Genomic DNA, 13699 nt, shown 5'->3' on the forward strand with positions numbered 1-13699 from the left:
CGGCGGCCAGTTCTTATATATCAGGCGCGTCGGCGCTGGGACTTTTCCAGCTTGGAGCGAATGCGGTTGCGCTTGAGTGGGGAGATGTAATCCACGAACAGCTTGCCATCCAGGTGATCGACTTCGTGCTGGATGCACACTGCCAGCAGCCCCTCAGCCTCTATGGCAAAAGGTTCGCCGTTGCGGTCCAGCGCCTTGACGCGCACCCTGCGCGGGCGCTCCACCGTCTCGTAGAAACCGGGTACCGACAGGCAGCCCTCATCGTATTGGTGGATCTCTTCCTCTAACACCTCGATTTCCGGGTTGATAAAGGCCAGCGGCTCGTTGCTGTCCTCAGAGATATCCACCACCACGATACGCTCATGGACATTGACCTGAGTCGCAGCGAGGCCAATGCCAGGTGCCGCGTACATGGTTTCGAACATGTCTTCTAGCAGCTGGCGGTGCTCGTCGGTGACTTTTGCGACGGGTTTGGCGATCTCACGCAGGCGCGGATCGGGAAATTCCAGTATCTCGAGTTTAGCCATAACACCTGTGACAAACTTCTAGTATTCGTTGAACGTGCGCTGATAACATTATGATCGCGCTCAATATTTACCGAGTGGACCCCGATTTTCGCTGGCGCTGCGCGCCCGGGGCCGGCCACATTTCCTGTGAAGGGTGGCCCGGCGCTGAGAATTATAGCGATAAAGAGCATAGGAATGCTTCCATGAAAAAAATAATCCTGGCCGCTGTCTCGATGTTGGCGGTCGCCCTTGGCACCCAAGCGCAGGATCAGGTGCGCCTGAACCCCAGCCACCCGGATGCCTATGTCGTGCAAAAGGGCGATACCCTCTGGGATATCTCCAGTGAATTTCTGGTACAGCCCTGGTACTGGCCGGAGATCTGGCAAGTAAACCCGCAGGTTGAGAACCCCCATTTGATCTTCCCCGGCGACAGCCTGCGCCTGGTATATGTAGATGGCCAGCCGCAACTGCAGCTACAGCGTGGACCGCGCGCCTATCAACTATCTCCGGGTGCAAATGGCAATCGCCTGACCCCGCAGATCCGCCGCGAGGCGGTAGAGGATGCGATCCGGGCGATTCCCCTGGATGCCATCAATGCCTTCCTGTCGCGCACCCGTATCGTCGAGCCGGATGCCTTTGAGGGCACGCCTTATATCGTTTCCGGCTCCGATAACCATATTCTTATGGGCGCGGGCGATACCATTTATGCGCGCGGTGATTTCGAAGTGCCCCTTGCTTCCTACGGTCTTTACCGTCCGGGGCCTGTTTACGTAGACCCCGTCAGCAATGAGACTCTGGGACGCCAGGCGTTGGGCATTGGTGAAGTGGATTTGCTGCAGCTGGACCCGGATAACCGCCCTGGATTCTCCGTCGCTACTCTGGGCGTAGCCAGCACCGCCCGCGAGATCCGCCTTGAGGACCATTTGATGCCGGTGGAAGAGCGTTCCATCGATGCACTCTTTCACCCCAGCGCTCCCGCCGTGACGGTGAATGGCTTGATTGTGGGTGTCGATGAGGGCGTGACCCAGATCGGTAAGTTTGACGTAGTCATCCTCAACCTGGGTGAGCGCGATGGCATAGTGCCTGGCAATGTGATGGCGGTGTATAAGCGCGGCTCTATGGTTCGTGATCGTATTGCCGGGGACAGCGTAAAGCTTCCGGATGAGCGCGCTGGCGAGATGATGGTTTTCCGCACCTTTGAGAAGATGAGCCTGGCGCTGATACTTGAAGCGGACCGCCCCCTGGCGGTAATGGACTCGGTGCGCAATCCATAACCAGTCCATAGAGAGTGCGGTGACTCTTGCTGTTTGGAGTGCCGCACCACTGAATAACCACTTTCCTGCAAAACAGACAATACGGTGAGCTGCATGGATGCGTTGACCGCCAGTATGGCTTTACTGCGCCTTGAGGGACTGGGTCCTGCACGTTACTGGCAGCTTCTAGAGCATTTCGGTAGCCCCGATCGGGCCCTACTAGAATTTCCCCCAATCCTATTAAGTAAACTGCCGCCACGGGCGCAAACCCAATGGCGTGAGTGTTGCCGTCTTGGCGCCCAGAGCGAATTGTTGGAGTGGGTGGCAGCCGAGCGAGCCCGCTGTGCGCAAACCGGAGTGCATCTGGTGCACCACGGTGATGCGGACTACCCGGCTTTGCTCGCGGAAATCTCCCGACCCCCACCATTACTGTATTTGCGCGGTGCCCGCGCCGCTCTCTCTTTACCCCAGATCGCTATTGTCGGTGCGCGCCGTGCCACCACCGCCGGGTTGGATAATGCCCGCAGCTTTGCCATGGAGCTGGCCGGCGCCGGTTTTGCTATCACCTCAGGGCTGGCACTGGGAGTGGATGCGGCAGCGCACCAGGGCGCATTGCGAGGAGAGGGGGCCACGATTGCGGTGCTGGGCAGCGGCGTCGACTCCGTCTATCCCCGCCAAAACTGCGCCCTGGCCGAAGAAATTCTTGTCGCTGGCGGCGCCATTGTCAGTGAGTTGCCGCTCGGCAGTGGTGCCGAGGCGAAAAACTTCCCGCGTCGCAATCGGATAATCAGCGGACTCTCTATGGGAGTACTGCTGGTAGAGGCCGCTGTGCGATCCGGTTCCCTGATTACCGCGCGCCTGGCGCTGGAGCAAAATCGCGAGGTCTTCGCCATACCCGGCTCTATTCACAACCCGATGGCCAGAGGCTGCCATCACTTGATCAGGGAAGGGGCGACACTGGTGGAAACCAGCGCAGATATCGCAGGGCAGCTGGGTGGCCTGTTGTCCGCGCCGGTAAAGAGTGAAATCGCAACCGAAGTAGTGCTAGAAGTAGCGCTGGACGATCACCAGCAGCAATTACTGTTAGCCCTGCAGGGCGGTCCCCGCAGTATTGAACAGCTGGCGCTGGATACCGGGGAGTCCGCCGGTGATTTGATGGCGCTGTTGCTGCAATTGGAATTGGAGGGATTGTTGGAGCAGTTGCCAGGTGGTTACCAGCTGACAGCTCGGGGCGCAGGTTGCTGTCGTCAGAGAGAGGGCGTAACCACCTAAATCATCTTTGAGGCTGCAGCCGCCGGATGGTTCGCGAACTGTTAGCCCAGCGTTAATACTCAGTGGATTCTAAAACAGGAGGCAGGTCATGGCGGACAAACCCAAACTCACCACCGATGCCGGCGCACCCATTCCGGACAATCAAAATAGTCTGACCGCGGGTCCGCGAGGGCCGCTATTAATTCAGGATTACCAGCTGCTGGAGAAGCTCGGTCATCAGAATCGCGAGCGGATTCCCGAACGCACTGTACATGCTAAGGGTTGGGGGGCTTACGGCACACTGCGTATCACTGGGGATATCGGCAAGTACACCTGTGCCAAGGTGCTGCAGAAAGGCGCAGAAACACCCATGATTGGCCGTTTCTCTACGGTGGCCGGGGAGTTGGGGGCGGCGGATGCCGAGCGCGATGTGCGCGGCTTTGCCCTGAAATTCTATACCGAGGAGGGCAACTGGGACCTGGTGGGTAACAACACCCCGGTCTTTTTCGTACGCGACCCCTACAAGTTTCCCGACTTTATCCACACGCAAAAACGTCACCCCCGCAGCCACCTGCGCTCCCCCACCGCCATGTGGGATTTCTGGTCGCTGTCTCCGGAAAGTCTGCACCAGGTTACGATCCTCTTCTCCGACCGCGGCCTGCCGATTTCACCCATGCATATGAACGGTTACGGTTCCCATACCTACTCTCTGTGGAACAGTGCTGGCGAACGCTTCTGGGTGAAGTTTCATTTCAAGACCCGCCAGGGGCACAAGTTTCTTACCGATGCCGAAGCGGAGGAGGTGGTTGGTCGCACCCGTGAGAGCTATCAGGAGGCGTTGTTTGGCTCGATTGAGAAGGGTGACTACCCCAAGTGGAGCCTGCAGGTACAAATCATGCCGGAGGCCGAAGCGGCCAAGACACCTTACAACCCCTTCGATCTGACTAAAGTGTGGCCCCATGGGGATTACCCGATGATCGAAGTTGGCGAGATGGAGTTAAATCGCAATCCCGATGATTACTTTGCCGAGTTGGAGCAGGCCGCTTTCTCTCCCTCAAACATTGTGCCGGGCATTAGTTTCTCCCCGGACAAAATGCTGCAGGCGCGAATTTTTTCCTATGCCGATGCCCACCGCCATCGCCTCGGCACCCACTATGAGAATCTACCGGTCAATGCACCACAGTGCCCGGTACATAACTACTATCGCGATGGCGAGATGAATACCACGGGAATTCGCACCGGCAATCCCGACGCCTATTACGAACCCAACAGTTTCAATGGTCCCCAGGAAGACCCCAGCGCCAAGGAACCTCCGATGGCACTTTCTGGCACCGCTGATCGCTACGATCACCGCGAGGGTAACGATGACTACAGCCAGGTCCGCGCCCTCTTTAATCTTTTCGATGACGGCGAAAAGCAGCGGCTCTTTGGCAATATTGCCAGAGCCATGGCCGGGGTTCCGGATGAGATAGTGCAGCGGCAGTTGGCTGAGTTTCACAAGGTGGACCCGGATTACGCTGCAGGCGTTAAGGCCGAATTGTGAGTCTGACTAAAGTTTCAGCGCTGATGACTTGATACAGGGGGGCAGTGGATAAACGATTCCCCCGGGGGAGACGTTCGGCAACACCTTGTGCGCGGTTGCGCAATCCGCTAGATTTTGGCGCTTGTCCCCACTTTGACAGTTGAGAGAGTTGAAATGAGCAAGCCTTTTGTAGCGATCCTGATGGGGTCCGGTTTCGATTTGCCAGTGGTGGAAACCACCTTCGCTGTGCTGGATAAATGCCATATTCAACATTGCAACGCCAACTAGCAACGATACTGTCATGAGGTACTCTCCCCTTGCTGTACAAAAGGCTGCCCGCGCCCTTGCGGCGGGTGGTGTTATCGCGCACCCCACCGAGTCTGTGTGGGGCCTCGCCTGCGATCCAAATAACTTGCAGGCCGTTAGGCGCCTATTGCGCCTGAAAAACCGCCCACTGGAGAAAGGTTTGATCCTGGTTTCCGGTGAGGAGGAAAGTTTTAGCCCGTTGCTCGACTCTCTCAGCGCCGAACAGCGCCAACAGATGCGGGAAACCTGGCCCGGCCCAGTGACCTGGCTGGTACCCCATAAAGGCCGCGTACCCTACTGGGTCTGTGGCGCTCATCCCGCGGTGGCTCTGCGCCACACCGACCACTCTTTTACCGCTGCGTTAACACGAGCTTTTGGCGGTGCTATCGTATCCACCTCTGCCAATCCGGCGGGGTGCCAACCCGCAAGGCATAAGTACCAGGTACTCCGCTATTTTGGCGATGCCCTCGACTATGTGGGTGGCGGTGACACTGGTGGCCGCAACTCCCCCAGTGAGATTCGCGACCTACTCAGCGGAGAGCTGTTGCGCGCGGGTGGTTGATTTCTATAAATGAGTTAGTGATTCCCCATGAGTGATATTGATACCAAGGAAGTAAAGGGCTACCTGCTGGATCTACAAGATCGTATTTGCCGCGCACTGGGTAGTGAGGACGGCCGGGAGTTTCACGAGGACGCCTGGGAGAGGCCCGGTGGCGGTGGTGGTCGAACCCGTGTGCTGGAAGAGGGGAACCTGGTTGAGAAAGGCGGGGTTAATTTCTCTCACGTCTATGGTGACGGCCTGCCGCCCTCTGCCACCGCCAGTCGCCCCGAGTTGGCCGGCTGCTCCTTTGAGGCGATGGGCGTCTCTCTGGTGATCCACCCGCGCAATCCCTATGTGCCCACCAGCCATGCCAACGTGCGTCTGTTCGTTGCCAAAAAGCCAGGCGCGGAGCCGATTTGGTGGTTTGGAGGTGGCTACGACCTCACTCCTTACTACGGTTTCGAAGAGGATGTGGTGCATTGGCACAGTACCGCCAAAAATGCCTGCGCCCCTTTTGGGGAAGAGATATACCCACGCTTCAAACAGTGGTGTGACAAGTATTTTTACCTCAAGCACCGCGATGAGGCCCGTGGAGTGGGTGGTCTTTTCTTTGATGACTTTAATGAGGGCGGTTTCGAGAATGCCTTCGCCCTCACTCGCGCAGTGGGCGACAGTTATCTGGAGGCTTACCTGCCCATTATTCAAAAGCGCAAGGATACGCCTTACGGTGAACGCGAGCGGGATTTCCAGCTGTACCGCCGCGGCCGTTATGTGGAGTTCAACCTGGTGTTCGATCGAGGCACTTTATTTGGCCTGCAGAGCGGTGGGCGTACCGAATCTATCCTTATGTCATTGCCCTCGCTAGTGAGTTGGAAGTACGACTGGCAGCCGGAACCGGGTTCCGCTGAGGAAAAGCTCTACACGGATTTTCTACCGCATAGGGACTGGGTATAACCCGGATCAGGCACTACGGAGGTTTGCTGTGCAACAGACGCGATTGGAAGCTATCAACTCACTATTCCTGGATTACAGGCGCCACTTCGAAACGGGTGATGCGCAGCAGATAGCCGATTATTACCGCTTCCCTCTGCATTATTACCGTGAGGATGGCAACAAATTGACGGTGGATCGCGGCGCATTCGTGCAGCAGGTCGAAAAGTTGCTCAACGCCTACAGGCGCCTTGAGGTGTGCCAGATTCTCGGTACGGTGACCGAGATTATCGAGTTGAACGATTACAGTAGCCTCGCCAGTGTGCGTTGGACCCTGCTACATCGCTGCGAGGAAAGCGACAAGGCAATCGAGCTTTACAGCTCCCACACCCGTTACCTGCTGACGGATACTGAACAGGGCCTTAGAGTCGACGCTTTGGTGATCGTCGATGAAAGTGCCAAGATTCGCGAAGCCGTCAGGGCGCGTAAGAGGGCCCAGTCGTGAGCGACCGCTATGGAGTGGTAGGCAATCCCATCGACCACTCCCTCTCCCCACAAATCCACACCGCCTTTGCCGCTCAGACCGGGGAAGATCTGGTGTATGAAAAACTGCTCGCCCCTCTCGAGGGTTTTGCCGACACCGTGCAGGCCTTTTTTACTGAGGGTGGTCGCGGTCTCAATGTAACGGTGCCGTTTAAGCTTGAAGCTTGCGAGCTGGCGGATGAACTTACCGAGCGCGCGGCCGCCGCCGGTGCGGTGAATACCCTGGTGTCCGACGAGAGTGGAAACCTGCTGGGTGACAATACCGATGGCGCCGGCTTGGTGGCGGATATCCGCGACAACCTGGGCTGGTTAATTGAGGACAAGCGGGTATTACTTCTGGGCGCCGGTGGCGCCGCTCGTGGAGCACTATTGCCACTACTGGCCGAGCGCCCCGCACAGCTGCATATTGCCAACCGCACTGCCGCCAAGGCCTGCCAGCTGGCAGATGAGTTTTCCCACTATGGCGCTATGACGGCAAGTGGATTGGAAGAGCTTTGCGGGGGGTTCGACCTGGTAATCAATGCCAGTTCAGCGAGCCTGGACAATCAATTGCTGCCCCTGCCTGAACACCTTTTCACAGGTACTGGCCGGGCTTATGACATGGTCTACGGTGCAAAGCCGACGCCTTTTGTACACTGGGCCCGTGAACAGGGGGCTGAGGCTGCCGATGGTCTCGGTATGCTGGTGGGACAGGCGGCGGAGGCCTTCTATTTGTGGCGCGGGGTGAAGCCCCGTTTAGAGCCGGTGTTGGCACAGCTGCGGCGAACACTGACAGCCTGATTTATCTGGCTGAAGTCATAACAACAAAAATTAACGGGGTACTGGCTGTGCGCGAATGGTTGCGTAATCTCTCTATGTGTTTTGCGGTGGGTTGTTTCGGCGGTCTCTGTTATGCCTTGGGCCTGTGGGCTATGGGCAGCTACGGGTTTACTCGCTGGTTGGGGGTGGATTTGGCACCGCACCTCAGTAACGCTTATCTCTACCAGCGCATCGTCTGGGGCGGGCTCTGTGGTCTGTTGTTCTTACTCCCCTGGCGTAATGCTTGGCTGTTGCGCGGTGCCCTATTGTCACTGTTACCTGCCGCCTTCCTGCTGTTCTACCTTTTGCCCCAGCGTGGCTACGACTATGGCGCTTTTGTGTTGGGAACCATGACTCCGCTAGTGATTGTGCTCGCTTGCGCTATCGGCGGTATCGCCGCATCGGCACTGCTGCGGCTACAGGGCAAGTAAAGTACACCAAGGTAAATAAATACCGCCGCGAGTGATTGCGGCGGTACCTCCAATCAGGCCTCAAACTCTATTTCGATAAGGCTGCAGCTCTGGGTGTGGCCCATGGCTCTCTTGATGGTGGGATATACAGAGGCGGTAGCGACACTGACGCCCAGCTCGATACGCTGTTTTTTATCCAGCTGCTCAGAGATACGCTGGTCCAACTGTGGATCTATATTTTTGTAACTGGCCAGTGCGGTGGCAAAGTCAAAAATATCCTTGAGGTGTTCCGGTAAATTACTGCCGCCCTGAATACAGGCCTTCACTAGTTGCGCTGAGACATCGGCCTCCAGTGCCATACGCACATTGAGTTGCAGGCATGCACCGCAGTCCGCTACCTGCATGGCGGCCAGCTTGCTCACCCAAAAGACCTCCAAAGATAAGAACTCCCGGTGCATTGACAGGGGCTGGAACTGTGCGAATTTCTCAAAGCCCTCGGGAGATGAGCGTAAAAACTCTTTCAGATACTCCATGTCGTAGCGATATTTCTTGGAGAAGGCATCCATTTCTTGCAGCTGCTGTTGTTCTGTCATCTCGATGGCTCCTATTGCCGGTGATAGAAATTCGGACCTCATCGGTCCAGCTGCCAAGTTTTATCGGGAAATTTGTTAGATAAAAATTAGATACTATCGGTTTGCTCGATAGGTGGGCTGTAATAGTTGCCATACAGGCGCCGAGCTTCCCGAGCAAACCAAAGACCGGCTTTTCCCTGGGCAGTTTTGGCTGACCAGAGCAGGTCGACATCCAGGCTCCAGGCACTCAGTGCGCTGGTGAGTTTCAACTCCACCAGTTTGCCACTCTTCAGGAAAGGGCGAGCCAGCTCATAGGGCGCGTTGACCCAACCGATGCCTTTACAAGCCAGATCCAGGGCCTGCAGCAGGGAATCGCAGGTCCATACCTGTGCTGAAAGCTGCCAGCGCTGCTGGTCCTCCACCATGGCCGTGATGATTTGCCGGTGGCGTGCGGCCTCATGGAGGGAGGTGGGTTGCTGGCGTGCCAATGGATGGTCTGGTGTGGCGAGGCAGAGAATTTGTTGGCGTCCGAGCGTGTTGAATTCCAGTGCGCCGGGATAGCTGCCCCCGCTTGCCACAAACGCAAAATCGGCCTCTCCGTTGTTGATGCTTTGCACCGCTTGTTGATGACTGGCACTGCGCAACTGCAGTTGGGTGTGGGGGAAACGCTGGCTGAAGCTTGCCAACACATCGTTGAGGCGGTCGGGCATCACCAGCTCTTCAAACAGGATACGCAGTACGGCTTCTTCGCCGCTTTGATAGGAATCCGCGGCCTGCTGAAAACGCTGCAGCTGCCCCAGGGCCTGGCGGGCCAGCGGCAACAGGGCCGTAGCTGCGGCCGTGGGCCGCGGAAATTTTCCGCTGCGATCGAAAAGGTCAAGCCCCAGGTCCAACTCAAGATTTTGGATACAGGCACTCACCGAGGACTGGGCGCGCCCCTGTTCCCGGGCAACAGCGGAGAAAGAGTCCAGCTCGCAGGCGCGCACAAAGGTATGCAATTGATCGGTATTCAGATTGAGCATGGGGACCGAATCGGCCGGTGATGCGTTATTCACTATCTTGACGCAGATATTGATCCTTCAGGTTCACATAGTTTTGCGCAGAATAATTAAAAAACGCCTTCTCCTTGTCAGATAGCGGGCGTGCCTTGCGGCAGGGAGAGCCCACATAGAGGTAGCCGCTCTCCAGGGTTTTGCCTGGAGGTACCAGCGCGCCTGCGGCCAACACCACTTCGTCTTCTATCACCGCACCATCGAGTACAATGGCGCCTATGCCGATCAAAATCCGGTTGCCGATGGTGCAGCCATGCAGGCAGGCCTTGTGACCGATCGTGACGTCTTCGCCAATTGTCAGCGGCCAACCCTCCGGGTTAAACGGGCCGGCATGGGTGATATGCAATACCGCTCCATCCTGGACACTGGTGCGTGCACCAATCTGAATACGATGCATGTCCCCGCGAATCACCGCCATGGGCCATATGGAGCAATCATCACCCAGAGTGACATCACCGATCACAACCGACTGCGGGTCAACAAAAACGCGTTGGCCGAGTTGCGGGGTTTTCTCGCTCACAGAATCGTTGTGGCTGCGCAGTGGGGACATAAAGAAGCTCCTGTACAATGAATCCTCTATCATAGCTGTATCCTTTTTCCAGCACAGGGTCCCGTATGTCCAATCCACTGTTGAATATCCCTCTTCTCCCGCCGTTCAACCAGCTGCAGCCCGAACAGGTGGAGCCCGCCATTGCAAAGCTCATTGAGGACTGTCACAAGCAGTTGCAGAGTGGCTTAGAGAACCCCGATTGGGAGAGTACCCTGAAGCCACTAGAGCAGGTTCAGGATCAGCTCAATCGTGCTTTTTCACCGATCAGCCACCTCAACAGTGTGTTGAGTGGTGAGTGGCGAGCGCCCTATGAGGCGGCGCTGGCTCAGGTTACTGCCTATTGGACCGAGCAGGGGCAAAACCGCGAGCTGTATGAGGTATATGAACAACTGGCGGCATCGCCTGAATTTGCGAATTGGCCACAGCCGCGAAAGAAATCTATTGAGCTCGGCTTACGGGATTTCGAATTGAGTGGGGTTGGCCTGGAGGGGAAGGCGCGGGAGCAATTTGCCGCGAACAGCAAGCGCCTGTCGGAGCTCACCAGCCAGTTCGCCAATAATGTATTGGATGCTACCAATGCCTGGAGCTGGCATACCGAGGATAAGGCAGACTTAAGTGGTTTGCCGGAAACGGCTCTAGCGGCTGCGCAAGGTGCGGCAAAGGCCAAAGGCAAAAACGGCTGGGTGATCACCTTGGAGGGACCGAGCTATCTGGCGGTAATGACTCATGCGGAGAACCGTGAGTTGCGTCAGCTGGTGCATACCGCATTTGTCAGCCGTGCCTCTGAGGTTGGACCCAATGCTGGTGAGTTCGACAACTCAGAAGTGATGGAGTCCATTCTGGCTCTGCGCGCAGAGCAGGCCCGGCTGCTGGGAATGAACAATTACGCTGAGTTATCGCTAGCCAGTAAAATGGCTCCAAGCTGCGAACGCGTATTGGAATTCCTCAATGACTTGGCGAAGAAAGCTAAACCTGCCGCTGAACGCGAAATGGCAGAGTTGCGCAAATTTGCCAGCGAGGAATATCAACTCGAAGAACTACAGCCCTGGGATATCGCCTGGGTTGCGGAAAAACTCAAGCAGCAGCGTTACGCGATTAGTCAGGAGGAGCTGCGTCCATACTTCCCTTACGCCAAGGTTGTCGAAGGTCTATTTACGGTAGTGGAAAAACTCTTTGGAGTTACCGTGCGGGAAGATACTACCGTGGAAACCTGGCATAAAGATGTTCAGTTCTTCTGGTTATACAGGGATGGTGAGCGCATTGCGGGTTTCTACCTAGATGCTTTTGCGCGGGAGAAGAAGCGCGGTGGGGCCTGGATGGATACCGTTACCACACGCCGTCAAAGCGAAGAAGGCTTGCAGCTGCCCGTCGCCTATCTGGTGTGTAATTTTAGCCCCGCAGCGGGGGACATGCCTTCACTGCTGACGCATTATGAAGTCACCACATTGTTCCATGAGTTTGGCCATGGCCTGCATCATATGTTGACCCACATTGATGTAGCGGCGGTTTCTGGCATCAATGGTGTGGCCTGGGATGCGGTGGAAATGCCCAGTCAATTCCTGGAAAATTGGTGCTGGGAGCCGCAGGCGATCGCCATGATCTCCGCACACTTCCAAACTGGAGAAGCGTTGCCGGCAGAATTATTGGAAAAAATGCTCGCGGCCAAGAATTTCCAGTCAGCGATGTTCACTGTACGGCAGCTGGAATTTGCGATATTTGATTTCCGCTTACACAGCAGTGAAGAAGCAATGGATGCGAAGAAAATCCAGCAGCTGATGAAGGAGGTGCGCTCTGAAGTAGCGGTAGTTCCTGTAGCAGAGGAAAATCGTTTCCAGCATGGTTTCAGCCATATTTTTGCTGGTGGCTATGCGGCGGGATATTACAGCTACAAATGGGCAGAAGTACTCTCGGCTGACGCCTTCTCCCTATTTGAAGAAAAGGGAATATTCGATAGTGTCACCGGGGAAAGCTTTATGCACTCCATTCTTGAACAGGGCGGCAGCCGAGATGCTCTTGAGCTGTTTGTAGAATTTCGCGGTAGAGAACCCGATATTGATGCGTTGTTGCGTCATTCTGGTATTGAACAGCTAGAGTTAAATATTAGCCCGGCCTAAAAAGGCCAATAAGTCATGCATATTGAGCAGTAATCATGGTCGATCAGGAAAATTCTGACGGGCAGCAGAAAAAGCCCAAAAAACGTTTTATTGCTGGCGCGGTTTGTCCGCGCTGCAGTGAGATGGATCGAATAATCAATTATCAGGAAGATGGAAAAAATTACCGCGAGTGTGTTTCTTGCGGGTTTAAAGATGAAATTCGCCTGCAATCCTCACCCTCTGAACTTTTAACCCGAGTGAGTACCGGGCAGAGAAAAGAGGCCAGTGAAGAGCCGGTGAAATTTATTCAACCAATAAAAAAAAATAAATAGTGAAAAAGGTACTTGCAGTTATAGCCGTGCTCGTCATCGCAATTGTTGTTGGCTTGTACGGCTTGAATAACTATCGAAAAACTCAAAAACAACAGCTGGAGATGACCTCGCACCTTCTGGCTAGCTGTGTTAACCAGGGAGTTCTCAGTCTCTTTCGACTACAGGCAAATGATTGGAAGCAAAACCCAGAATTTTATTTACAACAACAGCGTGCACTGAATGAGGCTGTTGAGGCATTGCCACAGAAAATCTTAGATGGAAAACTTTTCAAAGAGTGGAAATATGCTGTTGATATTTGTGACAAGTTGACAAGAAATAGTAATTTACAACATATCACAATATTCAGGCCTCTTGCTGATCTCGCTTCATTTGAGATGTCAGATGCTACAACTTTTAAAAACCGTAAATCACTTAGAAAACGTAAGAAAACTATTGGCGCTTTAAGAGAGTCTGCACAGGCTGCAGATAGATACTTGAAAGATTTACGTAGCGATATCAATACTCAGGTGCAAACTTATGGTTTCTCTGCTGAGGAAAAAGCGTTCATTCAAAAGCAAATAAATACAGAAGTTCTGGACTATTATCAGCAGGGTAATTTTTCCCTAAATTCTGTGAATGTTTACCTGGAAAGGCTCTCCTCATTTTATAAGTTAATGGCTGAAAATCCTAAGGCCTACACGGTTCGTAGTGGAAGTCTCTATTTTTATAATCCTGAATTGAGGGGTAAGGTTGAAGGGTTGAATAGAGTGATTTTGCAGGGAGAAAATGCTTTTTTTGCCAACTATACACAGATTTTAGTTAGAAAGCAGATATCAAGTCCGGGCCTCTGAAAAATGGTGAGCGGGTATTAATACATTGTTATGCCCGCTCAGTATCAACCATCCTGAGATTATTATTTTTATCTTTCGGAATTTATCATTTCGATTTATTGAGAACACGCTAAAAAACTCTCTTAGAAATAACTAGCCCTAAATTAAAATAATAGTGACTTTATCTAGGTTTTTTTGTTTGTTTATGAGAAGTGTTTCCCCTATAGTAGG

16 protein-coding genes are annotated in these 13699 nt (G+C 54.6%); 12 read left to right on the forward strand and 4 right to left on the reverse strand.

Annotation, left to right across the window (positions count from 1 at the left end; translation table 11 throughout):
- Positions 1 to 20: 20 nt before the first annotated feature.
- Positions 21 to 527: a peptide deformylase gene (gene def, locus ACJJID_RS17605; protein WP_444920584.1), complete on the reverse strand. Its 507-nt coding sequence runs from the start codon at positions 525 to 527 to the stop codon at positions 21 to 23.
- A gap of 182 nt (positions 528 to 709) precedes the next feature.
- On the opposite strand from def, the gene ACJJID_RS17610 reads away from it, so the two are divergent.
- The 9 genes from ACJJID_RS17610 to ACJJID_RS17650 all read left to right on the forward strand — a co-directional run bounded on the left by ACJJID_RS17610 (position 710) and on the right by ACJJID_RS17650 (position 8081).
- Positions 710 to 1780 carry a LysM peptidoglycan-binding domain-containing protein gene (locus ACJJID_RS17610; RefSeq protein ID WP_444920585.1) on the forward strand — a complete coding sequence of 357 codons (1071 nt, stop codon included), beginning with the start codon at positions 710 to 712 and terminating at the stop codon, positions 1778 to 1780.
- Between the two features lie 93 nt (positions 1781 to 1873).
- Complete coding sequence (gene dprA, locus ACJJID_RS17615; protein WP_444920586.1) at positions 1874 to 3031, forward strand: DNA-processing protein DprA; 1158 nt, start codon at positions 1874 to 1876, stop codon at positions 3029 to 3031.
- A gap of 88 nt (positions 3032 to 3119) precedes the next feature.
- Positions 3120 to 4553 carry a catalase gene (locus ACJJID_RS17620; protein WP_444920587.1) on the forward strand — a complete coding sequence of 478 codons (1434 nt, stop codon included), beginning with the start codon at positions 3120 to 3122 and terminating at the stop codon, positions 4551 to 4553.
- A 153-nt stretch (positions 4554 to 4706) separates the two neighbouring features.
- On the forward strand, positions 4707 to 4820 hold the full coding sequence (locus tag ACJJID_RS17625; RefSeq protein ID WP_253868767.1) for an AIR carboxylase family protein: 114 nt from the start codon (positions 4707 to 4709) through the stop codon (positions 4818 to 4820).
- Between the two features lie 13 nt (positions 4821 to 4833).
- Positions 4834 to 5400 (forward strand): L-threonylcarbamoyladenylate synthase, encoded by a 567-nt coding sequence (locus ACJJID_RS17630; protein ID WP_444920588.1) that lies wholly within the window; start codon positions 4834 to 4836, stop codon positions 5398 to 5400.
- A gap of 27 nt (positions 5401 to 5427) precedes the next feature.
- Positions 5428 to 6333 (forward strand): oxygen-dependent coproporphyrinogen oxidase, encoded by a 906-nt coding sequence (hemF, locus tag ACJJID_RS17635; RefSeq protein WP_444920589.1) that lies wholly within the window; start codon positions 5428 to 5430, stop codon positions 6331 to 6333.
- Between the two features lie 28 nt (positions 6334 to 6361).
- On the forward strand, positions 6362 to 6814 hold the full coding sequence (locus ACJJID_RS17640; RefSeq protein ID WP_444920590.1) for a hypothetical protein: 453 nt from the start codon (positions 6362 to 6364) through the stop codon (positions 6812 to 6814).
- Complete coding sequence (gene aroE / locus ACJJID_RS17645; protein ID WP_444920591.1) at positions 6811 to 7632, forward strand: shikimate dehydrogenase; 822 nt, start codon at positions 6811 to 6813, stop codon at positions 7630 to 7632. The genes ACJJID_RS17640 and aroE overlap by 4 nt, the downstream gene beginning before the upstream one ends.
- Before the next feature lie 47 nt (positions 7633 to 7679).
- Entirely contained in the window at positions 7680 to 8081 is a 402-nt protein-coding gene (locus ACJJID_RS17650; RefSeq protein WP_444920592.1) for a hypothetical protein, read from the forward strand.
- Positions 8082 to 8134: 53 nt separating this feature from the next.
- On the opposite strand, the gene ACJJID_RS17655 is transcribed toward ACJJID_RS17650, so the two are convergent.
- The 3 genes from ACJJID_RS17655 to ACJJID_RS17665 form a co-directional block, all read right to left on the reverse strand.
- A complete protein-coding gene (locus ACJJID_RS17655) occupies positions 8135 to 8653 on the reverse strand; it encodes a hypothetical protein (protein WP_444920593.1) in 519 nt (172 codons plus the stop codon).
- Positions 8654 to 8739: 86 nt separating this feature from the next.
- Entirely contained in the window at positions 8740 to 9687 is a 948-nt protein-coding gene (locus ACJJID_RS17660; RefSeq protein WP_444920594.1) for a LysR family transcriptional regulator, read from the reverse strand.
- Positions 9680 to 10234 carry a gamma carbonic anhydrase family protein gene (locus tag ACJJID_RS17665; RefSeq protein WP_444920595.1) on the reverse strand — a complete coding sequence of 185 codons (555 nt, stop codon included), beginning with the start codon at positions 10232 to 10234 and terminating at the stop codon, positions 9680 to 9682. Before ACJJID_RS17665 ends, ACJJID_RS17660 begins: the two co-directional genes overlap by 8 nt.
- A 65-nt stretch (positions 10235 to 10299) precedes the next feature.
- On the opposite strand from ACJJID_RS17665, the gene ACJJID_RS17670 reads away from it, so the two are divergent.
- From ACJJID_RS17670 to ACJJID_RS17680, 3 genes are read left to right on the forward strand one after another with little or no spacing between them, the layout of a single operon-like run.
- Positions 10300 to 12348: a M3 family metallopeptidase gene (locus tag ACJJID_RS17670; protein ID WP_444920596.1), complete on the forward strand. Its 2049-nt coding sequence runs from the start codon at positions 10300 to 10302 to the stop codon at positions 12346 to 12348.
- Between the two features lie 35 nt (positions 12349 to 12383).
- Positions 12384 to 12659 (forward strand): YheV family putative zinc ribbon protein, encoded by a 276-nt coding sequence (locus tag ACJJID_RS17675; protein WP_152450352.1) that lies wholly within the window; start codon positions 12384 to 12386, stop codon positions 12657 to 12659.
- The gene (locus ACJJID_RS17680; protein ID WP_444920597.1) at positions 12659 to 13489 is read left to right on the forward strand and encodes a hypothetical protein; all 831 of its coding nucleotides are present in this window, start codon (positions 12659 to 12661) and stop codon (positions 13487 to 13489) included. Before ACJJID_RS17675 ends, ACJJID_RS17680 begins: the two co-directional genes overlap by 1 nt.
- The last annotated feature ends 210 nt before the right edge of the window (positions 13490 to 13699 follow it).

It is taken from the genome of Microbulbifer sp. CnH-101-G (assembly GCF_052466775.1).

Bases quoted from the DNA above. Each gene is read 5' to 3' on its own strand.
- ACJJID_RS17665 (WP_444920595.1), bottom strand. From the start codon at position 10,234: ATGTCCCCACTGCGCAGCCACAACGATTCTGTGAGCGAGAAAACCCCG.
- dprA (WP_444920586.1), top strand. From the start codon at position 1,874: ATGGATGCGTTGACCGCCAGTATGGCTTTACTGCGCCTTGAGGGACTG.
- ACJJID_RS17625 (WP_253868767.1), top strand. From the start codon at position 4,707: ATGAGCAAGCCTTTTGTAGCGATCCTGATGGGGTCCGGTTTCGATTTG.
- ACJJID_RS17620 (WP_444920587.1), top strand. From the start codon at position 3,120: ATGGCGGACAAACCCAAACTCACCACCGATGCCGGCGCACCCATTCCG.
- ACJJID_RS17610 (WP_444920585.1), top strand. From the start codon at position 710: ATGAAAAAAATAATCCTGGCCGCTGTCTCGATGTTGGCGGTCGCCCTT.
- ACJJID_RS17630 (WP_444920588.1), top strand. From the start codon at position 4,834: ATGAGGTACTCTCCCCTTGCTGTACAAAAGGCTGCCCGCGCCCTTGCG.
- ACJJID_RS17675 (WP_152450352.1), top strand. From the start codon at position 12,384: ATGGTCGATCAGGAAAATTCTGACGGGCAGCAGAAAAAGCCCAAAAAA.
- ACJJID_RS17655 (WP_444920593.1), bottom strand. From the start codon at position 8,653: ATGACAGAACAACAGCAGCTGCAAGAAATGGATGCCTTCTCCAAGAAA.
- hemF (WP_444920589.1), top strand. From the start codon at position 5,428: ATGAGTGATATTGATACCAAGGAAGTAAAGGGCTACCTGCTGGATCTA.
- ACJJID_RS17670 (WP_444920596.1), top strand. From the start codon at position 10,300: ATGTCCAATCCACTGTTGAATATCCCTCTTCTCCCGCCGTTCAACCAG.
- def (WP_444920584.1), bottom strand. From the start codon at position 527: ATGGCTAAACTCGAGATACTGGAATTTCCCGATCCGCGCCTGCGTGAG.